The following is a 21689-nucleotide window of genomic DNA, read 5'->3' on the forward strand; positions in this document are numbered from 1 at the left end:
GGGTGCCACCGGGGGCGTGGTCGTCACCGGCTGCGGGGGCGGCGGCGGGGTGGTCGTGCTGCTCGACGTGCTCGTCGGGGTCGAGGTCGTCGGCAGCGGCTTCATCTGCGCCGCCATGCTCGCCGTGTCCTGCCGGCTGAAGTTGCCGGTCAGCCACACCGCGAAGCCCAGCACGGACGCCGCGGCCAGGCCGATCGCCAGGGAAACTGTCAGCGATTTCGCTTTGGATCTATGTCGACCCACCATTTCGGAAGATCACCATTTTCGGGGAGGGGACTTGTTTCGGCCGTTCGGGGGATGGCCGTCCGTGAGATTACGAATAGGACACGGAAAAGTCACCAATCCGTGGTCATGGACACAGATCAACTGCGCAGAAAAACGGCCCGCCGGCGCACCGGCGGGCCGCTGACCAGCTGGGATCAGCCCAGCGCGGCGAGCACGAGAACGGCGATCAGGGTGATGGCGGTGGCCAGGCCGGTGATCCAGGCGCGCTGGGCCGGCGACAGGGCGGGCGTGCTGTTCATGGCGAACCTCGCGGTGATCAGGGACTTCTGCGCGTACAGCGCCCGCGTACCCGTGGTCGTTACCGCGCCGAACCAGACGTGACCGAAATCACTCCTGTGGCCCTCGGTGGCGGGCCGTGTACCAGAACACCGCGCCCGCCGCGGCGATCATCAACCCGAACGACAGCGTCCCGACGACCACCGCGCGCGTCTCGCTCGGCGGTTCGGCGGCGACCCCGGTGGACGAGACCGCCGACGCGGTTCCGGCCAGCACTCCCAGCAACACGGCGACGGCGGCCCCCACGGCGGCCAGTCGCGCGACAACCTTCCTCATGATGCGTTCCCTCCATCCGGGGAACGCACGAGACCGGCTCCGATGTTGCCGGTCCGGCCTAGATCACAGCGCGTCGATCGTGCCGTCGATCCGCTCGGCGAGCGACACGTCCTTCGCGGTGATCCCGCCCGCGGAGTGCGTGCTGCACCGGAACGTCACGGTGCGCCACCGGATGTCCATGTCCGGGTGGTGGTTCACGTTCTCGGCGATTTCCGCGACCCGGTTGACCACGGCAATGGCCTGCGGGAAGTCGGCGAGTTCGGCCGTGCGCTCCAGCGCGTCGCCCGCGCGCTGCCAGTACGGCAGCTTGTTCAGGGCCTCGGAGATCTCGGTTTCGCTCAGTAGTTCCGCCATGTGCTCCATGGTGGTACGGGGGCGGGTACGCTGCACGGTTGCCACGGGAGTCCGGGTCCACCGGGCTGAGAGGCGGGTTCGCCCCGCGACCGTTCGCACCTGATCCGGATCATGCCGGCGCAGGGAGGGCCCCGACCTTTCTCGCCGGAACGAGCGAGGAGTGGTCATGAAATTCCGCACGGGCGTCCTGGTCGGCCTGGTCGCCGCCCTGACCGCGGGCTGCACGCTGGCCGGCAACGACGCGGAAGACGGCCCGGCCACGGTCACGCTGGTCACCCACGACTCGTTCGCCGCGCCGCAGCAGGTCCTGGACGCCTTCCAGCAGCAGACCGGCATCACGATCAACGTCGTGAAGAAGGGCGACGCGGGCGCGCTCACCAACACCCTGGTCCTCACGAAGGCCAACCCGATCGGCGACGCGGCCTTCGGCGTGGACTCGACCTTCGCCTCGCGCGCGCTCGCCGAGGGCGTCTTCGCGCCCTACACCAGCCCCGAGGCCGACCGCGGCCCGCAGCGCTACGCCGTGGACTCCGAGCACCGCCTGTCCGCCGTCGACCTGGGCGACGTGTGCGTGAACATCGACACCACCTGGTTCGCCGAACGCGGCATCCCGGAGCCGGCGACCTACGACGACCTGGCCAAGCCCGAGTACAAGGACCTGCTGGTGGTGGAGAACCCGGCCACCAGCTCGCCCGGCCTGGCGTTCCTGCTCGGCACCATCGCCCGCTACGGCGAGCAGAACTGGCAGAACTACTGGACCCGCCTCAAGGACAACGGCATGCGCGCCGTCGCCGGCTGGGAGGAGGCCTACGGCCAGGACTTCTCCGGCTCCTCCGGCAAGGGCCCGCGCCCGGTCGTGGTGTCCTACGCCTCCTCGCCGGCCGCGGAGATCGGTGAGGACGGCAAGCCGCGCACCAAGGCGCTGCTGGACACCTGTTTCCGCCAGGTCGAGTACGCCGGTGTGCTGGCCGGCTCGCCCAACGCGGCCAACGCCCGGAAGGTGATCGACTTCCTGCTGTCCCAGCAGTTCCAGGCGACGGTGGCGGAGAACATGTACGTCTACCCGGCGCGCGAGGGCGTGGCGTTGCCCGCGTCCTGGACGACGGCCGCCCCGCTGCCGCAGAACCCGGCGAGCCTGCCCGCCGAGACGGTGCAGGCCGGGCGTGAGCGGTGGATCGAACAGTGGCGCTCCTTGCTCGGCCAGTGACCAGCACTCGGCCACTGAGCCGCACCGGGCTCGGGCTGGCGGCACTGGCCGTGCTGCCGCTCGGGTTCCTGGTGGTCTTCTTCGCCTGGCCGGTCGGGGCGATCCTGCGGCTGGGCTTCGTCGACGGCGAGGTGCTCGCGGCACTGGCCGAGGGCGAGACGTGGCGGCTGGCCTGGTTCACCGTCGCGCAGGCCGCCGGATCGACGCTGATCGCGGTGGTCGCCGGGCTGCCGGTCGCGTTCCTGCTGGCGCGCGTGCGGCTGCCCGGGGTCGCGGCGGTCCGGACGCTGGTGCTGGTCCCGTTCGTGCTGCCCACCGTGGTGGTGGGCCTGGCGTTCCGGGCACTGTGGACGGACGGCGGCTGGATCTCCATCGTGCTGGCCAACGCGTTCTTCAACGTCGCCGTCGTCGGCCGCACGGTCGCCGGGCTGTGGGCGGTGCTCGACACGCGGGCCGAGGACGCCGCCCGCGCGCTGGGCGCGTCCCGCTGGCGGGCGTTCCGCTCGGTGACGCTGCCCGCGCTGATGCCGGCGATCACGTCCGCGGCCGCGGTGGTGTTCCTGTTCTGCGCCACCAGTTTCGGCGTGGTGCTGATCCTTGGCGGCGCGCGGTACCGGACGCTGGAGACCGAGATCTACCTGCGCACCGAGAACCTGCTGGACCTGACCGGCGCGGCGGCGCTGTCGCTGGTGCAGATCGCCGCCGTCCTGGCCGCGCTGCTGCTCGGCGCCGCGGCCCGCAAGCGCCGGGAGAGCGCGCTCCGGCTGCGGTCGAGGCGGGAGACCGCCCGGCGCCCGGTCGGCGGGGAGTGGGCCGTCGTCGGCGCCGCGGTCGTCGTGCTCGGCCTGCTGCTGACCCCGATCGTCGCGTTGCTGGTGCGCTCGGTGTCCACCGCGGACGGCTGGAGCCTGGCCGGCTACCGGGCGCTGTCGAGCACCGGCAACGACGGCACGCTCCAGGTCTCCGGCTGGGAGGCGGCGCTGAACTCGCTGCGCACCGCCACCGACGCGACGGTGCTGGCGATGGTCATCGGGGTGTCGGCGTCGGTGCTGCTGGTCGCGTTGCGCCGCGCACCGGGACGGCTCGCGCGCGGGGTCGGCGAGTCGATGGACGCCGCGCTGATGCTGCCGCTCGGCGTGTCCGCGGTGACCGTCGGGTTCGGCTACCTCATCACGCTCGACGCGCTGCCCGGCGATCTGCGCCGGTCGCCGCTGCTGGTGCCGCTCGCGCAGGCGCTGGTGGTGATCCCGCTGGTGATCCGCACGGTGCTGCCGGTGGTCCGCTCGATCGACGACCGGCTGCGCCAGGCCGCCGCCACCCTCGGCGCGAGCCCGGCCCGGGTGTGGCGCGAGATCGACGTGCCGCTGACCTTCCGCGCGGTGGTCGCGGCGGCCGGGTTCGGATACGTGGTCGCGCTCGGCGAGTTCGGCGCGACGAGCTTCCTGGCGCGCCCGCAGACGCCGACGCTGCCGGTCGCGATCGCGGCGCTGATCGCGCGGCCGGGACAGCTCAACAACCAGATGGCGTACGCCGCGTGCGCCCTGCTCATGCTGGTCACCGCGGCCGCGGTGATCGTGATCGACCGGCTCGCGTCCGGCCGGGTTGGGGAGTTCTGACGATGGCGTTGACCGTGTCCGGCCTGACCGTGCGGTACGGCGGTTTCACCGCCGTGTCGGGCGTGGACCTGGAGATCGCCGACGGCGAGGTGCTCGCGCTGCTCGGCCCGTCCGGTTCCGGGAAGTCGACGCTGCTGCGCGCGATCACCGGCCTGGAGCCGATCACCGCGGGCAGCGTGCGCTGGGACGGCGCCGACCTGGCCCGGGTGCCGGTGCACAAGCGCGGGTTCGGCCTGGTGTTCCAGGACGGCCAGCTGTTCCCGCACCGGGACGTGGCAGGCAACATCGCGTTCGGGCCGCGGATGCACGGGATGCCGGCGGCCGGGCGCGCGGAGCGGGTGAGCCGGCTGCTCGACCTGGTCGGCCTGGCCGGCTACCAGAAGCGGCGGGTGACCGAGCTGTCCGGCGGTGAGGCGCAACGGGTCGCGCTGGCCCGCGCGCTCGCGCCGGAGCCCCGCCTGCTGCTGCTCGACGAGCCACTGTCTGGTTTGGACGCCGGGCTGCGGGAACAGCTGGCCGTGGACCTGGCCGAGATGCTGCGCAGCGCGAAGATCACCGCGCTGCTCGTCACGCACGACCAGGAGGAGGCGTTCACGCTCGCCGACCGCGTCGCCGTGCTGCAGGCGGGGAAGATCCGCCAAGCCGGGGCCGTGCGCGAGGTGTGGCGCCGTCCGGCCGACGAGAACGTGGCGCGCTTCCTGGGCGTCATCACGGTCGTCGACGGCCGGGCGGCGGACGGGATCGTGCGCTGCCCGTTCGGCGAGGTCGCCGTGCCCGAGGCGCTCGACGGGCCGGTCCGGCTGGGCCTGCGCCCCACCGGCCTTAGGCTGGCAAGCGCCGGGATCGCCGGCGAGGTGCTGAGCAAGGTGCACCGCCGCGACAACGTCCGCCTCTCCGTCCGCACCGGTGCCGGCACGGTGGACGCGGTCGCGGCGGTGTCCGCCGACGTCAACCCGGGTGACGAGATCCACCTCGCCCTCGACCCGGACGGGGTGGCCCTGGTCGGCTAACCGTCCTTCGTGGACAGCCGCGCGTAGGCCAGGGACAGGCCGATCACGACGTAGCACGCGGCCCGGATGGCGCCCTCGCCCAGCTGGTCGGCCGGGATCGGGTCGCGCAGGATGTCCGCGATCGCCGTCCAGGACTGCGGCAGCAGGAACGGGTGCAGCCAGTCCACCGCCGAGAGCAGGAGCAGCACCGACGACACCACGACGCCGGCCAGTATCGACACCACCACGAGCATCGGGTGCTCGGTGCACGCCGAGATCGCCAGCGCGATCGCCGCGACCGCCCACAGCTGCAGCGTCACCCACGCCGCCGCCAGCGCCACCCGGCCCATCGCGTCCACAACGGACAGCGTGTTGCCGGACAGCGTGAACAGCGAACCGGTCCCGTTGATCACCAGCCCGGTCGCCATCGCGACCACGGCCATCAGCAGCGCCGCGGCCAGCGTGAACGTCGCCACCCCGAGCGCCTTCATCATCAGCAGCCTGCCCCGGCTCACCGGCGCGAGCAGCAGCCCGCGCAGTGTGCCCACGGACGATTCACCGGCGAGCGCGTCCCCGGCCGACATCGCCGTGATCAGCGGCAGCATCAGGTTCAGCGTCACACCGAGCGTGGCCAGCGGCAGGACCAGCGCGTTCCCGGCCGCGGACGTCAGCAGCGAGTCGTTGCCGCCACCGCCGCCGGGCTGGGCGTCGTTGTTCGCCGCGATGGTCAGCCCGATCCCGATGATCACCGGGATCAGCGCGAGCAGGCCCAGCACGATCAGGGTGCGCGGGCGGCGGAAGATCCACCGCAGCTCGGCGCGGTAGAGCCGGTGGAACGGCACACTCCACCGTTCCACCGGCGTCGCGTCCAGTGTCGCGGTCATGCCGCCCCCTCGTCCACATCCGGCAGGCGACCGGTTTCGGAATCCCGCTGCGTCAGCCGCGCGAACAGGTCCTCCAGCCCGGTGCGGGCCCGCTTCGCCTCGTGCACGGACACCCCGGCCCGCACCAGCGTCTCGATCACCTGCGGCGCGGTCGCCGCGCTCAGGTCCGCCCGCACGCCCTCCGGCGTGAGCCGGCCGGGGATGCGGTTCTCGCGCAGCGCGGTGAGCGCCTGGTCACCGTCCGGAGTGGACACCACCAGCGACGGCGTGCCGGACTCCAGCAGCTCGTCCAGCTCGCCCTGCGCCACCACCGTGCCGTCGTGCAGGACGGCCACGTGCGTGCAGGTCGCCTCGACCTCGGCGAGCAGGTGCGAGGACACCAGCACGGTGACGCCCTCGGCGTGCAGCTCGCCGATGATCCGGCGGATCTCCCGCGTGCCCGCCGGGTCCAGGCCGTTGGTCGGCTCGTCCAGCACCACCATCCGCCGCGGCACGAGCAGCGCCGAGGCGAGCCCCAGCCGCTGCTTCATGCCCAGCGAGTACCCCCGGTAGCGCCGGTGCGCCGCGTGCCCCAGCCCGACCCGCTCCAGCGCGTCCTCGACCGCGCGGGGGATGGCCGCCGACGACAGCCGCGGCTCGGCGGCGGCGACGCGGCGCAGGTTCTCCCGCCCGGACAGGAACGGGTGGAAGCCCGGCCCCTCGACCAGCGCGCCGACGTCCGGCAACGCCCGCTGCGCGCCCTCCGGCATCCGCCTGCCGAGCAGTTCCACCTCGCCCTCGGTCGGGCGGACCAGGCCGAGCAGCATCCGGATCGTGGTGGTCTTGCCCGAGCCGTTCGGCCCGAGCATGCCCAGCACCGCGCCCTCCGGCACGTCCAGATCGACCTGGTCCACCGCGACCGCGGTCCGGTACACCTTGCGCAACCCCCTGGTCCGCGCGGCCAGTGCCGGACCCGCGGTGGGCGCTTCGACCGAAGCGCCCACCGGCAGTGTCTCCGTCATTTCGCTCCCAGAGCCTCGACCAGCACCTGCTCCGGCACCGCGCCGGCGGCGAAGCGGCCGTCGTCGGTGATCAGGGCGGTGCCGACCTTCGTGGTGATCACGTAGCCGGTGCCGAACGCGCCGCTGACCGGCTTGCCGAACTGCGCCAGCAGGGCCTTCGGGTCGACGCTGTCGCCGCGCTCACCCTGCTGCGGCGCGAGCGCGTCGGCCGGGAACGTGCCGGTGACGACGCTGTCCCACCCGTCGCCGCTGACCTGGACCGCGTTCTCCAGGTCCCGCTGCTCCGGGCGGCCGGCGGGCACCTGCTCCTCGGTCACCTTCGCGCCCTGCGGCGGCGTGAACTGGAACTCGCTCGCCGGCTGCGGCGCGAACGCGATGTCGCTGAACGCGACCTGGAACGCCGGGTCGGAGGTGCCGTAGGTCATCACGGCCAGCCGCAACGGGACCCGCTTCTCGGCGTCGACCGCGACGCGCACCTCGCGCAGCAGCGTGCGCTCGGTCGGCTTCGGCGTCAGCACCAGCTCGTAGACCGGCCGGCCGGCCACCCGGGCCGTCCCCTCGACGGTCACGGTGCTGCTCTCCCGCACCTTCGCGAGCAGCTGCGCCGTCGCCGTCGCCGGGTCGCTCAGCTCGTACTCCCCGGGCTTCTGCAGCGCCTCGGGCGGCACGGTGACCTTCGTCGCCGCGTTCTCCGCCGAGTCGTACGTCCACACGGTCGCGCCGTTGCGGACCACGGTGTGCTCGCTGGCGCCCTGCTCGATGGCGAGCTTGCTGTTGCCCGCCCCGTCGTTGTAGACGCGGGCCGCGTCGATGTCCAGGCTCGTGCCACCCGGCAGGGCCGAGACCGGCAGGCCCAGGTTGTTGTCCACCTCGACCGTGCCGGCCAGCGCCGGCGTCTTGGTGGTGACCACCGACTGCACCAGCTCCTCCGCGCTGATCGCCGGCAGCTCCGGGGCCTCGCCCGCGGTGGCCGGCATCGCGAGCCACGCGAGCCCGGCGGCGCCGAGCGCGGACCCCGTGACCGCCGCGGTGATGGCCTTCGTCTTCGGCTGCATTTCGCTCTCCCTGTGTCGGCGAGCACCAGTGTGCTCTTTCCCCGCCGCTGACACTCCTCCGTCGGCCCTGAGATGGACCTGAGATGCTGAGAGACCGCTGAGAGCGCGCGCCCGAGCTGGAAAAACCGGGCATGCTTGTCAATCGTGAACCCTCGGATTCTCGTGGTGGACGACGAGCCCGGCGTGCGCAAGGCGCTGCACCGCGGACTGCGGGCGGAGGGCATGGACGTGGTCACCGCCCCCGACGGCCCGAGCGGCCTGCGCCTGGCGCAGACCGGGTCGTTCGACGTGCTGCTGCTGGACATCATGCTGCCCGGCCTGTCCGGGTACCGGGTGCTGCAGGCGCTGCGTGCGCAGGGCATCACCACGCCGGTGCTGATGGTCTCGGCCAAGGACGGTGAGGTCGACCAGGCCGACGGGCTCGACCTGGGCGCCGACGGCTACCTGGTCAAGCCGTTCTCGTTCGTCGTGCTGGTCGCGCAGATCCGCGCCGTGCTGCGGCGCGCCGCCACCGAGGGGACGCGCGGGCCGCTGCGCATCGGGGGTCTCGTCGTCGACCGCGCCACCCGCGAGGTGCGCTGGCACGACGAGCCGGTGGCGTTGAGCCCGCGCGAGTTCAGCCTGCTCGAGGTGCTGGTCGGGCGCGCCGGAACGGTCGTCACCAAGGACGAGCTGCTGCGCGCGGTGTGGGGTGACGAGCAGGCGGCGACCCGCAACGTCGTCGAGGTCTACGTCGGGTACGTGCGCCGCAAACTCGACGCGGTCGGCGCGGGCGCGCTGGTGCGGACCGTGCGCGGGCACGGCTACCTGGCCTCCGACGCGGCGCTGGACGAGGTCCTGCCCGGGTGAGCTTCCTCCGCCGGTGGTGGGAACGCCGGTCCATGCAGTTCCGGATCACGGCGCCGGCCGCCGCGGTCACGCTGGCGTTCCTGCTCGGCCTCGCCGTTGTCGCCGGGCGCGGGCTCGGGCCGCTGCGGGACTCCTCCGTGGACACCGAACTGGCCGAGGCGCTCGGCCCGGCGGTCGCGACCGTGTCCGCGGGAGGGCTGCCCGGGCCGCCGGACGGCGTGGTCCTGCGCGTGCTCGACACCGCGGGCGCACCGGTCGACGGCGGTCCGGCGCCCCCGCTCGGGCCGGGTGACGTGCGTGCGCTCAAGGCCGGGCAGCCGGTGACCGTGGACCGGATGCGGTGGCTGGGCGCGGTGGCGACCGCGCCGGACGGGCAGCTGCGGCTGGTCGCCGCCGGCACCGGGCTGGTGGGCCAGCGGGCGGCCGTGCAGAAGGCGGCGACCTGGCTGCTGTGGGCCGCGGGGCTCGGCGCGGCGCTCGCCGCGGTCGCGACCTGGCTGGTGGTGCGGTTCGCGCTGCGGCGGGTGAGCCGGCTGCGCCGGACGGTCCGCGCGCTGCCGCCGGGGGAGCGGGTGCCGTTGCCCGAGGCCGACGACGAGCTGCGTGCGCTGGCGGCGGACTTCAACGCGTTGCTGGCGCGGCAGGAGGAGGCGGCCCAGCGGCTGCGGCGGTTCACCGGGGACGCCGCGCACGAGCTGCGCTCGCCGGTTGCGTCGATCCGCGTGCAGGCCGAGGTGGCCGTCGCCAACCCCGATCCGGAGCTGGCGCAGGAGACGCTGGCCGACATCCTCGCCGAGGCCGAGCGGTTGTCCGCGCTGCTGGACGGGCTGCTGACGCTGGCCCGGTCCGACGCCGGGGAGCTGCCGCCCGCCGAGGCGGTCGAACTGCTCACCGAAGCGCGCGCGGCCGCGGACCGCCTGCCGCCCGGATCGCCCGCGGTGCGCGTGACGGGCGTGGTCGGGCAGGCGTGGGCGCACGCGGCGCACTCCGAGGTCGAGCTGGTGCTGAACAACCTGCTGCGCAACGCCTGCCGGTACGCCTCGTCGCAGATCGTCGTGTCGGTGCTGCCCGGGCACTCCACCGTGCGGGTGGTGGTGGACGACGACGGGCCGGGCATCCCGCCCGAGCACCGCGACCGGGTGTTCGACCGGTTCTACCGCGTCGGCGACGACCGGGCGCGCACCTCCGGCGGCACCGGGCTCGGGTTGGCGATGGTCGCCGAAACCGTGCGGCGGCGCGGCGGGCGGGTGTCGGTGGGCGAGTCCCCCGAGGGCGGTGCCCGCTTCCAGATCGTGTGGCGGGCGGCCGGTAACGTCTCCACCTCGTGAAGGTGATCGTGGGAGCGGCCATCGTGCGGGGCCGGTCCCTGCTCGCCCAGCAGCGCGCGTATCCGCGTGAGGTGGCGGGCCTGTGGGAGCTGCCCGGCGGCCGGGTCGAGCCGGGTGAGTCCGAAGTGGACGCCCTGCGGCGGGAGTGTCGCGAGGAGCTCGGGGTGGAGGTCGCGGTCGGCATCCGGGTCGGCCCGGACGTGCCGTTGCGGGCCGGACTGGTGCTGCGCGTGTTCGCCGCCTCGCTGACCGACGAGCGCGCCCGGCCGGAGGCGCTGGACCACAAGGCGCTGCGCTGGCTCGACGAGGCGGGCCTGGACAGCGTCCAGTGGCTGCCCGCGGACCTGGAACTGCTCCCCGACCTGCGGCTGCTGCTGCGCTGAGTCAGCGTCCAGGATGCCCGGCGTGGCGTCGTGGGTGAGGGTCCAGCGCAGCGCAGGTAGGCGAGGGGACCCGCCAGCACGTCCCGGTCCCCTTGACCGGTCCTCTGCGGGCGGTCACGACGGCGCGTGATGGGAGGCGTGGCCGCCACCCCTGGCACGGGCGCTCCTCGCGGGCACGGAAAGTTGCCGGATCAGCAATCCCGGGTCACATGCCCGCGCCGACGAGCCGCATCGCCGAGGTCAGGCGGTGCTCGCCGCGTTCGGCGGCCCGGTGCGCGCCTTCCTTGCGGATCCGGGCCAGCTCCGCCGGGTCCGCCAGCAGCTCCAGCGTCCGCTCCCGGATCGGGCGCAGCGTCTCGATCACCGCCTCCGCCACGGCCTCCTTCAGCTCGCCGTACGACGCGAACTCCGCCGCCACGTCCGCCGGACGCGCGCCCCGGCAGCCGGCCAGGATCTCCAGCAGGTTGGCGACCCCGGGGCGCTCCTCCGGCGCGTACGCGACCCCGCTGAACCCGTCCGTCACCGCGCGGCGCACCTTGCGGCGGATCAGGTCGGGCTCGTCCAGCACGAACACCACCCCGGCCTCCTCCTGCGCCGACTTCGACATCTTCCGCGCCGGGTCGGACAGGTTCCGCACCCGCGCGCCCGTCGGCGGCAGCACCGGCCGCGGCACCGTGAACACCTCGCCGTAGGTGCTGTTGAACCGCCGGGCCAGCGCGCGGGCCAGCTCCACGTGCTGGTTCTGGTCCTCGCCCACCGGGACCTCCGCCGCGCCCTGCAGCAGGATGTCGGCGGCCATCAGCACCGGGTAGGTCAGCAGGCTCAGCCGCACGCCCGGCTGGCCGCTGCCCTTCTCCTTGAACTGGATCATCCGCGCGGCCTCGCCGTAGCTGCAGGTGCACTCCAGGATCCAGGTGAGCGCGCCCAGCTCGCGGGACAGGTCCGACTGCACGAACACGCGCTCGGCGGGGATCCCGGCCGCCACAAGGACGGCCAGCATCTCGCTGGTCCGCCCGCGCAGCTTCGCCGGGTTGTGGGTGGTCGTCATGGCGTGCAGGTCGGACACGAAGTACAGGTCGTCCGGGCCGCCGTCGGTCACCCAGCGCTGGATCGCGCCCAGGTGGTTGCCGAGGTGGGTGTGGCCGGACGGGGTGATCCCGGAAATTCGCATCGGTGGTGTCCTCGGGTCGGTGGCCACCCCCGCCACGGCCCCCGGGAACGACGAAGGCCGCCTGCGCGGGCGGCCTCGTCGTGGGTGCTGGTGTCAGCGCACGTCGGTGGGACCGCCTGCCGGCGGCCACCAGAAGTTCGCGATCGTGCGCACACCAGCAGCGTAGCAGCGGCCGAAAGTAATATCCACATTGCCTTCCGGAAAGCAATTCTTTGGATTGTCGAACCGGTGTCGCACAGATTACTGGCAAATGGCTGAGAATCATTTCCCGGGGGCCGTTCCCGGGGCTACCGTGAAGGTATGTACATCGTGCTGATCGACTACACGGCCCCGGTGGAGGAAGTCGACTACTACCTGGCTGACCACGCGAAATGGCTGGACCGGCACTTCCGGTCAGGCGAGTTCCTGACCGCCGGGCGGCGCACGCCGCATTCCGGCTGCGTCATCATCACGCGGCCGATGCCCCGCGTGAAACTGGAGGCGATCCTCGCCTCGGATCCGTTCCACCTGCGCCGGCTGGCGCGGCACGAAATCGTCGAGTTCGGCGCCACCCGCACCGCGCCGGAACTCCGCCTGGTGAACGAAGCGCTGGCCGTCTAGGTGTACTCGGCCAGGACGTTGGTAGGGGTGGGGTGATCTTGAGATGGGGGGAGCCCCTGGTTGGGTGTGCTTGTCTAGGGCCACGCTTGACCGGCGGCTTTCGTGCCTCACTGTTATGCGCGCACCACGTTTCTGTGCATGTTGCTGATCGTCCAGCGATATCACGCGGGGTGGCTGCAGGCTCATATCTCGACGGATCGTCGAGCTGCGGGAGCGGGGGCGTCGGAGCCCCGGGCTGGCTGGGCGCGGAACTGGGTGTGCCGGCACGGACGGTGTCGCGGGTACTGGCCTGCCGTCAGGTTCCGTCGTTGTCGATGCTGGACCCGTTGACCGGGGCGGGTATCCGGTCAAGCAGGGCCAGTGCGGTGCGGTATGAGCGCGACCGACCGGGCGAGCTGGTGCATATGGACGTGAACAAGATCGGCCGCATCCCCGGCGGAGGAGGGTGGCGGGCCCACGGCCGCACCCAGCAGGAAACCACTCGGGACCGCACGACCAAAGTCGGGTTCGACGACGTCCACTCCCTGGCCGATGAACACTCCCGGCCGGCCTGCTCCGCGATCCTGCCCGACGACAAAGGCGCGACGTGCCCTGCCTTCCTTCGCCCGTCGCGGCATCCCCGGATCGAGCGGTTGATGACCGGCAACGCCTGGGCCTACCGCTGGTCCCTACGCCAGACTGCGCCGAGCACGGCATCCGCCAGAGGTTCGTCAAACCCCACTGCCCCTGGCAAAACGGCAAAGTCGAGCGCTACCACCGCACCCTGCACACCGAGTGGGCCTACCGGCAGGGTCTTCACCAGCAACACCCAACGAGCAACCGCACTTGCACCCTGGCTCAAGCACTACAACACCCAACACCGCCGCGGCGCACTCGGCAGCCACCCATCACCAGCCGACTGCCACCAACCTGATGGCCAAGTACACCTAGGCCGCCTTCTTCAGGTCCGCCTTCGCCCGCTGGAGTGCGAGGACCGGGCACTTCTTGCAGCGCGGCTTCGACCGGCAGCACTTCTTCTTGACCTTGCCGGCCTTCATGAGCTTGCGGACCACCTTGCGCGGGTCCGCGTCCTTCTTGCCCAAACCACCACTCCACAGCTCCGAGGTGCCCTTAGGTTAGGTGAACCTAAGTGATCATCCACCGTGGCCCTGGTCACAATGTGGTACCGGGTATCCTGAACGGGATCGCGTATGCCAAAGCGGGCCCGCGATTCATCCCTTCGAAATGTTCAGGAGCCCTCGCGTGCCCACAGCAACCGCCGAGAAGGTCCGCACCGACCTCCGCAACGTCGCCATCGTCGCGCACGTCGACCACGGCAAGACCACCCTGGTCGACGCCATGCTGCGGCAGTCCGGTGCCTTCGGCGAACGTGCCGAGCTCGTCGACCGCGTCATGGACTCGGGCGAGCTGGAACGTGAGAAGGGCATCACGATCCTCGCCAAGAACACCGCCATCCGCCGCCAGACCGCCGACGGCCCGGTCACCATCAACGTGATCGACACCCCCGGCCACGCCGACTTCGGCGGCGAGGTCGAGCGCGGCCTGGCCATGGTCGACGGCGTCCTGCTGCTGGTCGACGCCAGCGAGGGGCCGCTGCCGCAGACCCGGTTCGTGCTGCGCAAGACCCTGCAGGCCGGCCTGCCGGTCGTGCTGGTGGTCAACAAGGTCGACCGCCCGGACGCCCGCATCGCCGAGGTCGTCGAAGAGACCCACGACCTGCTGCTCGACCTCGCGGGCGACATCGAGGACCTGGAAGACACAGACCTGGACTCGATTCTGAACCTGCCGGTGATCTACGCCTCCGCGCGCGCCGGCCGGGCGAGCCTGGAGCAGCCCGCCGACGGTGAGCTGCCCGACAGCGAGAACCTCGACCCGCTGTTCGACACCCTGCTGCGCCACGTGCCGCCGCCCCAGGCCGACCCGGAGAGCCCGCTGCAGGCCCTGGTCACCAACCTCGACGCGTCGAACTTCCTCGGCCGCATCGCGCTCATCCGCATCCACGCCGGCAAGCTCCGCAAGGGCCAGACCGTCGCGTGGCTGCGCGAGAACGGCGCGGTGCAGAACGTCCGGATCTCCGAGCTGCTGGTCACCGAGGCGCTGGAGCGGGTGCCCGCGCAGGAGGCCTCGGCCGGTGACCTGGTCGCCATCGCCGGCATCCCGGACATCACGATCGGCGACACGCTGGCCGACGTGGAGAACCCGGTGGCGCTGCCCCGGATCACCGTCGACGAGCCGGCCATCTCGATGACGATCGGCGTGAACACCTCGCCGCTGGCCGGCCGCAACGGCGGCGACAAGGTCACCGCGCGCCTGGTCAAGGCCCGGCTGGACCAGGAGCTGATCGGCAACGTGTCGATCCGCGTCCTGCCCACCGAGCGCCCGGACACCTGGGAGGTCCAGGGCCGTGGCGAGCTGGCGCTGGCGATCCTGGTCGAGCAGATGCGCCGCGAGGGCTTCGAGCTGACCGTGGGCAAGCCGCAGGTGGTCACCAAGACCATCGACGGCAAGCTGCACGAGCCGTTCGAGCGCCTCACGCTGGACATCCCCGAGGAGCACCTGGGCGCGGTCACCCAGCTGCTCGCGGCGCGCAAGGGCCGCATGGAGGACATGGGCGGGCACGGCACCGGCCGGATCAAGCTCGAATTCGTGCTCCCGGCCCGCGGTCTGATCGGGTTCCGCACCGACTTCCTGACCGAGACCCGCGGCACCGGCATCGCGAACCACGTGTTCGAGGGCTACCACCCGTGGGCGGGCGAGATCCGCACCCGGCACAGCGGTTCGCTGGTCGCCGACCGGTCCGGCCCGGTGACCTCCTACGCGATGATCCAGCTCGCCGACCGCGGCACGTTCTTCGTCGAGCCGGGCGCCGAGGTGTACGAGGGCATGGTCGTGGGCGAGAACCCGCGCGCCGAGGACCTCGACATCAACATCACCAAGGAGAAGAAGCTCACCAACATGCGCTCCTCCACCGGTGACGAGCTGGAGCGCCTGGCGCGCCCGCGCAAGCTCGGCCTGGAGGAGGCGCTGGAGTTCTGCGCCGCCGACGAGTGCGTCGAGGTCGCGCCGAACGCGGTGCGCGTGCGGAAGGTGACGCTGGAGATCACGCAGCGGGCCAAGGAGCGTTCGCGCGCCAAGTCGCGCGGCTGAGGTCTGAGCGGGGGACGTCCATCGCGGTGGACGTCCCCCGTTTCGTTGTCCGGGGGAACCACGACACGCTCAGCAACGTCCACCTTTCGGCGGTACCTGATCCGGTGACAGCGAGTCCCGGCCGGTCTGGCAATCTCGGTACCGCGGCTACAGGCCTTGTGACACCATCATGGGCTCATCAGGGGAGGCAGCGTGCGGGGAAGCGGTAAAGCGGCGGCACTGGTCACGGTGTTGCTGACCGCGGTGGCCGCCGCCTGCACCAGCACCCCGCCGCCGCCGGTGGTGACCTCGCCGGTGGCCCACTCGTCGACCCCCGCGGTGCCGACGGCGTCGCAGATCGTGATCGGCGTCGACGACATCGCGGGCGGGTACAACCCGCACAACCTGGCCGACCAGTCCACCATCACCACGGCGCTGTCGCAGATGCTGCTGCCGTCGGTGTTCCGGCCCGACGCCCACGGCGAGTACCAGCTCGACACCACGCTGATGCGCTCGGCCGAGGTCACCTCGACCGACCCGTTCACGGTCACCTACCTGATCCGGCAGGACGCCTCGTGGTCCGACGGCGCGCCGATCGCGGTGGAGGACTTCGTCTACCTCGCCGAGGCGATGCGCGACCAGCCCGGTGTCGTGCAGCCCGCCGGGTACCGGCTGATCAGCGGCATCCAGCCCAGCGAGGGCGGCAAGGGCGTCCAGGTGACGTTCGCCGAGCCGTACCCGGGCTGGCAGACGCTGTTTTCGAACCTGCTGCCGCAGCACCTGCTCAAGGACGCCCCGGGCGGCTGGCAGGGTGCGCTGCAGGACAGTTTCCCGGCCTACGGCGGCCCGTTCTCGATCAAGACGCGGGACAACGCGCGCGGTGAGATCATCCTGGAGCGCAACGAGCGCTACTGGGACAAGCCGGCCGCGGTGGACCAGATCGTGCTGCGCCGGTCGGACGCCACCGGCCTGGCCGGGGCACTGCGCAGCGGCAACGACCAGTTCGTGATGTCCCGCACCGACAGCGCCGGGCTGAACCAGTTCCAGGCGCTCGGCCCGGCGGTCCAGCTGACCACGGTGGCCGGGCCGCGGGTGGCCGAGGTGCTGCTGCGCCCGGCGAACGGCCCGCTCGTCGACGAGCAGGTCCGCGAGGCCGTGTCGGCGTTCATCGACCGGAACGCCCTGATCGACGAGGGCACCGGAGGCGGCCCGTCGGCCGGGCTGCGGGCCGAGGCGCAGGTGCGGTGGCCGTCGCAGGCCGGGTACGCGCCCACGATCCCCGCCGGGTACGGAGTGCCGGACCCGGCGAAGGCGGAGTCGCTGCTGACCGCGGCGGGCTACGTGAAGGAAGCCGGGATCTGGCGCAAGGACGGCAAGGCGCTCACGCTGGTCGTCGCGTCGCCGGGGCAGCAGGAGCCCTACGCGAGCATGGCCAAGGAGCTGAGCAACCAGCTGATCGCGGCCGGCATCCAGGTGAACACGCTGAACGCCCAGCCGCGGGACCTGTTCGCCAACCTGCTGGCGTTGCCGGTCAGCCAGGGCTCGACCGCCCCGGCGGGCAACTCGGGTGCCGTCGGGGTCGACATAGCGGTGGTGCCACTCCCGGTGGGCGGCGACGCGGCGACGGTGCTCGCCTCGACGTTCGGATGCCGCCCCGGGCAGTCCACACCGTCGGCGAACGTCGCGGTGATCCCGGCCAACCCGGCCGCCGTCTGCGACGAGACACTGCAGACGACGATCGAAGAGGCGCTCACGGGAAAGAAGCCCCTGGCCGACGCGCTGGCCGAGCTGGAGCCGAAGCTGTGGGCCCAGCACACGGTGATGCCGCTGTTCCAGCTGGCCGACACGCTGGCGACGGGACAGGGGATCTCCGGGATGACGGTGGGACCCCCACTGCTGGGCCCCTTCGGCGAAGCGGTGAACTGGACCCGCAGCCCCCGCTGAGCGGCGCGCGGCTGGATCAACCGGCGGCCGGCAACGAAAGCCAGCCACCCCTCTCCCGCAACCCGATCCCCAGCCAAACACTGAAAGATCGGGTTCGGAGGGGCAGATCCGGGCGTAGCGAAGCGAAGCCGGCGCAGTAGATACCCGCGTAGCGGCTCCGCAAGCCACGAGAATCAGATCAACTGCCGCGCCTGTGCGTAGTGGCAAGCCGCCGGATGACCCTGTCCGCGATCGACGAGCAACGGCTCCTCGTCGATGCACTTGGTCCGCTCCGCATCCGACAACTCGTTCGCGAACTTCGGGCACCGCGTCCGGAACCGGCACCCACTCGGCGGGTTCGCCGGGCTCGGCACGTCGCCGGTGATCACGATCCGCTCGCGCGACCGCTCCTTGCGCGGATCCGGCACCGGGATCGCCGAGATCAGCGCCTGCGTGTACGGGTGCGCCGGATTGGAGAACAACTCTTCCGACGGCGCCGTCTCCACGATCTTGCCCAGGTACATCACCGCGATGCGGTTGGAGATGTGCCGGACCACCGACAGGTCGTGCGAGACGAACAGGTACGACAGGCCGAACTCCGACTGCAGGTCCTGCAGCAGGTTCAGCACACCGGCCTGGATCGACACGTCCAGCGCCGACACCGGCTCGTCCAGCACCAGCAGCTTCGGCTGCAGCGCGAGCGCACGGGCGATGCCGATGCGCTGCCGCTGACCGCCGGAGAACTCGTGCGGGTACCGGTTGCCGTGCTCGGGCCGCAGGCCGACCGTGGCGAGCAGCTCACGCACCCGCTCCCGGCCGCCCTTCTCGTACAGGTTGTGGATCCGCAGCGGCTCGGCGATGATCTCGTTGACCGGCATGCGCGGGTCGACCGAGGCGTACGGGTCCTGGAACACGATCTGCATCTGCCTGCGCAGGGACTGCATCTGCTTGCGGTTCAGCTTGTGCAGCTCGGTGCCCTCGAAGAACACCTCACCGCTCGTGGCCGGCTGCAGGTTCAGCACCACCCGCGCGGTGGTCGACTTGCCGCACCCCGACTCGCCGACCAGGGCGAGCGTCTCCCGCTCGTAGATGTCGAACGACACCCCGGACACGGCCTGGACCTCGCCGATCTGGCGCCGGATCAGCCCGCCGCTGCGCACCGGGAAGTGCTTGACGACGTTGCGGGCGGACAGCACCGGGGTCCGCTGGTCCTGCTCGGGCAGCACGCCGGCTGCGCTCTCGCTCATTCGGTCTTCTCCCCGGGAGTCACCGCGGCCACCGCGTCGACGTCGTCGACCGAGGTCGGGTTGAACAGATCAGTGGCTTCGCGGCCGGCCAGCTCGTCGCTGAAGTGGCAGGCCGCCTTGTGCAGACCGTCCGTGGTCGGTTCGAGCGCCGGCTCCTCGGCGTCGCAGATCTCCTGCGCCATCGGGCAGCGCGGGCTGAACGGGCAGCCCGGCGGCATGTTGACCACCGAGGGCGGGGAGCCGGCGATGGGGGTGAGCCGGTCGGTCTTGATGTCCAGCCGCGGCAGGCTGCCGAGCAGGCCCAGCGTGTAGGGCATGCGCGGGGTGTAGAAGATGTCGTCGACCGTGCCGGCCTCGACCACCTTGCCCGCGTACATGACCTGCACCCGGTCGGCCTGGCCGGCGATGACGCCCAGGTCGTGTGTGATCAGCACCATCGCGGCGCCGGTTTCCTGCTTCGCGGCCTGCAGCGCGTCCAGCACCTGCGCCTGCACGGTCACGTCCAGCGCGGTCGTCGGCTCGTCGGCGATGATCACCTCGGGCCGGTTGGCGATCGCGATCGCGATCACCACGCGCTGCCGCATACCGCCGGAGAGCTGGTGCGGGTACTCCGTCGCCCGCTGCTGCGGGTTCGGGATGCGCACCAGGTCCAGCAGCTCCACGGCCTGCTTGCGGGCCACGTCCTTGCGCACGTCGTGGTGTGCGGTGATGGCCTCGGCGATCTGGTCGCCCACCGGGTAGACCGGGTTCAGCGACGTCATCGGGTCCTGGAAGACCATCGCGATGCCGCTGCCGCGGACCCGGGTCATCTCCTTCTCGGACAGTTCCAGCAGGTTCCGGCCCCTGAAGTTGATCGTGCCCTTGACCCGCGCCGTGCGGGGCAGCAGCCCCATGATCGCCAGCGAGGTCACCGACTTGCCGGAGCCGGATTCGCCGACCACGCCCAGCACCTCACCGCGGCCGAGCTGGTAGGTCACGCCGCGCACGGCCTGCACGAGGCCGTCGTCGCTGGGGAACTGGACGGTCAGGTCCTCCACCGAGAGGACGGGGTCGGCCGTCGTCTGGGAGTCGAACGAGGTCATGCGCGCACCTTCGTCTGCTGGGGGTCGAACGCGTCGCGGAGCCCGTCCCCGATGAAGTTGATCGTCAGCGCGATCAGGATGATGAACAGGCCCGGGAAGTAGAACAGCCACGGGCGGGTGTCGACCGCCGTCTGCGCGCTGCTCACCAGCAGGCCGAGCGAGGTGTCCGGGGGCCGCACGCCGAAGCCGAGGAACGACAGCGCGGTCTCCAGCAGGATGCCGATGGACACCAGGATCGTCGCGTTCACGATCACCGAGCCGAGCGCGTTGGGCACCAGGTGCCGGAAGATGATCCGCGCGTCACCGGCACCGAGCGCGCGGGCCGCCTCGATGAACTCCTTCTCCCGCAGCGACAGCACCACACCGCGCGCGACGCGCGACACGTAGGCCCAGTACAGGCCGGCGATGACGACGGCGATCAGCCACCAGCTGCCACCCACGTTGTGGGCGAGCACGGCGGCGACGGCGAGCAGCGGAAGCGTGAGCACCAGGTCGGCGATGCGCATCAGGATGGTGTCGATCCAGCCCCGGTAGTAGCCGGCCACCGCACCCCAGATAGTGCCGACGACCGTGGCGAAGATCGCCACCAGCACGGAGATCTGCAGCGAGATCTGGGTGCCGCGCAGCACGTTGGCGAGCATGTCCTTGCCGACCGCGTCGGTGCCGAACGGGTGCGCCAGCGACGGCCCCTCGGAGTTGTCCGGGGTGATGTCCTCGGGCCCGTACTTCCACAGCCAGCCGCCGACGTAGGCCAGCAGCACGATCACGATCAGCAGGATCAGGCTCGCCACGGCCAGCCGGTGCTGCATGAACCGGCGCAGGACCAGCTGGAACTGGCCGCGTTCCTGGACCGTGAACTCCCGCTCGACCGTCCCCTTCGGGGTCGCGTCCTGGAGCTGGGCGGTCACGGTGGTTTCGGTGGTCGAGCGCTCAGGCATGGCGGATCCTCGGGTCGAGCACGCCGTACAGCAGGTCGGCGACAAGGTTGAACAGGATGACGAAGGTCGCCGAGATCAACAGCCAGGCCTCGACGGCGTACACGTCGCTCGCGGCGATGGCGTCCAGCAGGAACGTACCCGCGCCCTGCCACTGGAACACCTTTTCGGTGACGACGGCGCCGGAGATGATCGAGGCCAGGTCGAGCGCGGTGACCGTGGTCAGCGGGATGAGGGCGTTGCGCAGCGCGTGCCGTCGCATCACGACGCCGCGGGACAGGCCCTTGGCGCGGGCGAGCCGCACGTAGTCGCTGTTGAGCACTTCGAGCATCGAGCCGCGCTGGAAGCGGCTCCACGACGCGTAGGAGATCAGCGCCAGCGAGATGGTCGGCAGGATCATGTGCCCCAGCACGTCCGTGAGGTGGGCCCAGAACCCGCCCGTCACGTAGATCGAGCTCGCGCCGATCGTGTAGAAGACCTGGTCGCCCACGGCGTTGTTGACCGAGATGCCGCCCTGCTTGAGGAGCACCGCGAGCCAGAACGAGGGCATCGACAGGAAGAGGAAGCCGAAGAAGGTGGCCGTGTAGTCCAGCTTCGAGTACTGCTTCACGGCGCTGACGGCGCCGACCACGATCGCCAGGATCAACGCGATGATCATCGCGAGGAAGATCAGGCGGAAGGTGACGGCGAAGCGGGAGATGACCTCGGACCCGATGTCCATCGTCGAGTTGACGGACGGGCCGAAGTCGCCGCGGAAGATGCCGGTGATCCAGTTCCAGTACCGCTCCATGAGCGGCTGGTCCAGGTGCAGCCGGCGGGTCTCGGCCGCGATGGTCTGCGGTGGTGGTGGCGGATTCCGGGTGAGGAGACCGCTGAGCGGGTTGGCCGACAGCGACACCATCACGAAGACGACGAACGTCGACACGATGAGGATCGGCACCGACACGAGCAGCCGGCGCAATGCGAAGGCGAGCATGGAGGTCTTCCTGCTGAAGTTCGACCAGCACGCCGCTCGTGACGGCGGAACCGGGCGGCGCGACCTGTCTGGTTGGGGTGGTTTCGTGCGGTTAGGGGGTGGGGGAGACCGGCGATGCCGGCCTCC

General features: G+C 71.5%; 21 protein-coding genes, 1 pseudogene and 1 riboswitch. Of the genes and pseudogenes, 10 read left to right on the plus strand and 12 right to left on the minus strand.

The genetic code is table 11. The features are described from left to right. The 3 genes from D0D28_RS36260 to D0D28_RS23540 all read right to left on the minus strand — a co-directional run. Positions 1-246 (minus strand): hypothetical protein (locus D0D28_RS36260; protein ID WP_430732404.1); only part of this gene is annotated, 246 nt, incomplete at its 3' end. Between the two features lie 366 nt (positions 247-612). Further along, positions 613-837: a hypothetical protein gene (locus D0D28_RS23535; RefSeq protein WP_094004722.1), complete on the minus strand. Its 225-nt coding sequence runs from the start codon at positions 835-837 to the stop codon at positions 613-615. A 63-nt stretch (positions 838-900) separates the two neighbouring features. Further along, a complete protein-coding gene (locus D0D28_RS23540) occupies positions 901-1191 on the minus strand; it encodes a 4a-hydroxytetrahydrobiopterin dehydratase (RefSeq protein ID WP_094004723.1) in 291 nt (96 codons plus the stop codon). A gap of 33 nt (positions 1192-1224) precedes the next feature. Continuing rightward, positions 1225-1335, plus strand: a riboswitch (TPP riboswitch). Positions 1336-1357: 22 nt separating this feature from the next. Between D0D28_RS23540 and D0D28_RS23545 the strand changes: the two genes are divergently transcribed. The 3 genes from D0D28_RS23545 to D0D28_RS23555 are packed head-to-tail and all read left to right on the plus strand — an operon-like array spanning position 1358 to position 5024. Further along, the gene (locus tag D0D28_RS23545; RefSeq protein ID WP_116112452.1) at positions 1358-2398 is read left to right on the plus strand and encodes a thiamine ABC transporter substrate-binding protein; all 1041 of its coding nucleotides are present in this window, start codon (positions 1358-1360) and stop codon (positions 2396-2398) included. 14 nt (positions 2399-2412) lie between these two features. Beyond that, positions 2413-4014, plus strand: a complete 1602-nt coding sequence (locus D0D28_RS23550; RefSeq protein WP_162831169.1) for an ABC transporter permease — start codon at positions 2413-2415, stop codon at positions 4012-4014. A gap of 2 nt (positions 4015-4016) precedes the next feature. Then, positions 4017-5024, plus strand: a complete 1008-nt coding sequence (locus tag D0D28_RS23555) for an ABC transporter ATP-binding protein (RefSeq protein WP_094004724.1) — start codon at positions 4017-4019, stop codon at positions 5022-5024. On the opposite strand, the gene D0D28_RS23560 is transcribed toward D0D28_RS23555, so the two are convergent. From D0D28_RS23560 to D0D28_RS23570, 3 genes are read right to left on the minus strand one after another with little or no spacing between them, the layout of a single operon-like run. After that, positions 5021-5887: an ABC transporter permease gene (locus D0D28_RS23560; RefSeq protein ID WP_094004725.1), complete on the minus strand. Its 867-nt coding sequence runs from the start codon at positions 5885-5887 to the stop codon at positions 5021-5023. The two genes, D0D28_RS23555 and D0D28_RS23560, sit on opposite strands and share 4 nt — an antisense overlap. Then, positions 5884-6888 carry an ABC transporter ATP-binding protein gene (locus tag D0D28_RS23565; RefSeq protein ID WP_116112455.1) on the minus strand — a complete coding sequence of 335 codons (1005 nt, stop codon included), beginning with the start codon at positions 6886-6888 and terminating at the stop codon, positions 5884-5886. Before D0D28_RS23565 ends, D0D28_RS23560 begins: the two co-directional genes overlap by 4 nt. Beyond that, on the minus strand, positions 6885-7943 hold the full coding sequence (locus tag D0D28_RS23570; RefSeq protein ID WP_116112457.1) for a LolA family protein: 1059 nt from the start codon (positions 7941-7943) through the stop codon (positions 6885-6887). Before D0D28_RS23570 ends, D0D28_RS23565 begins: the two co-directional genes overlap by 4 nt. A gap of 144 nt (positions 7944-8087) precedes the next feature. Between D0D28_RS23570 and D0D28_RS23575 the strand changes: the two genes are divergently transcribed. The 3 genes from D0D28_RS23575 to D0D28_RS23585 are packed head-to-tail and all read left to right on the plus strand — an operon-like array spanning position 8088 to position 10503. Then, positions 8088-8792, plus strand: coding sequence for a response regulator transcription factor (locus D0D28_RS23575; protein ID WP_162830641.1), 705 nt, complete (start codon positions 8088-8090; stop codon positions 8790-8792). Between the two features lie 32 nt (positions 8793-8824). Next, the gene (locus tag D0D28_RS23580) at positions 8825-10120 is read left to right on the plus strand and encodes a sensor histidine kinase (protein WP_162831170.1); all 1296 of its coding nucleotides are present in this window, start codon (positions 8825-8827) and stop codon (positions 10118-10120) included. Further along, the gene (locus tag D0D28_RS23585; RefSeq protein ID WP_116112462.1) at positions 10117-10503 is read left to right on the plus strand and encodes a (deoxy)nucleoside triphosphate pyrophosphohydrolase; all 387 of its coding nucleotides are present in this window, start codon (positions 10117-10119) and stop codon (positions 10501-10503) included. The genes D0D28_RS23580 and D0D28_RS23585 overlap by 4 nt, the downstream gene beginning before the upstream one ends. Positions 10504-10708: 205 nt before the next feature. On the opposite strand, the gene trpS is transcribed toward D0D28_RS23585, so the two are convergent. Continuing rightward, the gene (trpS, locus tag D0D28_RS23590; RefSeq protein ID WP_116112465.1) at positions 10709-11674 is read right to left on the minus strand and encodes a tryptophan--tRNA ligase; all 966 of its coding nucleotides are present in this window, start codon (positions 11672-11674) and stop codon (positions 10709-10711) included. 300 nt (positions 11675-11974) lie between these two features. Here trpS and D0D28_RS23595 point away from each other — a divergent pair, with 300 nt between their 5' ends. Then, positions 11975-12274 carry a YciI family protein gene (locus tag D0D28_RS23595; protein ID WP_027934134.1) on the plus strand — a complete coding sequence of 100 codons (300 nt, stop codon included), beginning with the start codon at positions 11975-11977 and terminating at the stop codon, positions 12272-12274. A gap of 102 nt (positions 12275-12376) precedes the next feature. Further along, a pseudogene (locus tag D0D28_RS23600) lies at positions 12377-13161 on the plus strand (integrase core domain-containing protein); the annotation flags it as partial. 39 nt (positions 13162-13200) lie between these two features. Here D0D28_RS23600 and D0D28_RS36265 read toward each other — a convergent pair. Next, positions 13201-13356, minus strand: coding sequence for a hypothetical protein (locus D0D28_RS36265; RefSeq protein ID WP_167481539.1), 156 nt, complete (start codon positions 13354-13356; stop codon positions 13201-13203). A gap of 142 nt (positions 13357-13498) precedes the next feature. On the opposite strand from D0D28_RS36265, the gene typA reads away from it, so the two are divergent. Together typA and D0D28_RS23610 are read left to right on the plus strand one after the other, a co-directional pair. Next, positions 13499-15421: a translational GTPase TypA gene (gene typA / locus D0D28_RS23605; protein WP_116112467.1), complete on the plus strand. Its 1923-nt coding sequence runs from the start codon at positions 13499-13501 to the stop codon at positions 15419-15421. 192 nt (positions 15422-15613) lie between these two features. Further along, positions 15614-17344, plus strand: coding sequence for an ABC transporter family substrate-binding protein (locus D0D28_RS23610; protein ID WP_430732405.1), 1731 nt, complete (start codon positions 15614-15616; stop codon positions 17342-17344). Positions 17345-17517: 173 nt separating this feature from the next. Here D0D28_RS23610 and D0D28_RS23615 read toward each other — a convergent pair whose 3' ends face one another. The 4 genes from D0D28_RS23615 to D0D28_RS23630 are packed head-to-tail and all read right to left on the minus strand — an operon-like array spanning position 17518 to position 21563. Continuing rightward, a complete protein-coding gene (locus D0D28_RS23615; protein WP_094004732.1) occupies positions 17518-18570 on the minus strand; it encodes an ABC transporter ATP-binding protein in 1053 nt (350 codons plus the stop codon). Then, positions 18567-19652: an ABC transporter ATP-binding protein gene (locus D0D28_RS23620; protein ID WP_094004733.1), complete on the minus strand. Its 1086-nt coding sequence runs from the start codon at positions 19650-19652 to the stop codon at positions 18567-18569. The genes D0D28_RS23615 and D0D28_RS23620 overlap by 4 nt, the downstream gene beginning before the upstream one ends. After that, a complete protein-coding gene (locus D0D28_RS23625) occupies positions 19649-20590 on the minus strand; it encodes an ABC transporter permease (protein ID WP_094004734.1) in 942 nt (313 codons plus the stop codon). The genes D0D28_RS23620 and D0D28_RS23625 overlap by 4 nt, the downstream gene beginning before the upstream one ends. Continuing rightward, positions 20583-21563: an ABC transporter permease gene (locus D0D28_RS23630; RefSeq protein WP_094004735.1), complete on the minus strand. Its 981-nt coding sequence runs from the start codon at positions 21561-21563 to the stop codon at positions 20583-20585. Before D0D28_RS23630 ends, D0D28_RS23625 begins: the two co-directional genes overlap by 8 nt. Positions 21564-21689 lie beyond the last annotated feature (126 nt).

Origin of the sequence: Amycolatopsis ruanii, from assembly GCF_003385175.1 — a bacterium.
GTDB classification, from domain to species: Bacteria; Actinomycetota; Actinomycetes; order Mycobacteriales; family Pseudonocardiaceae; genus Amycolatopsis_E; species Amycolatopsis_E thermalba.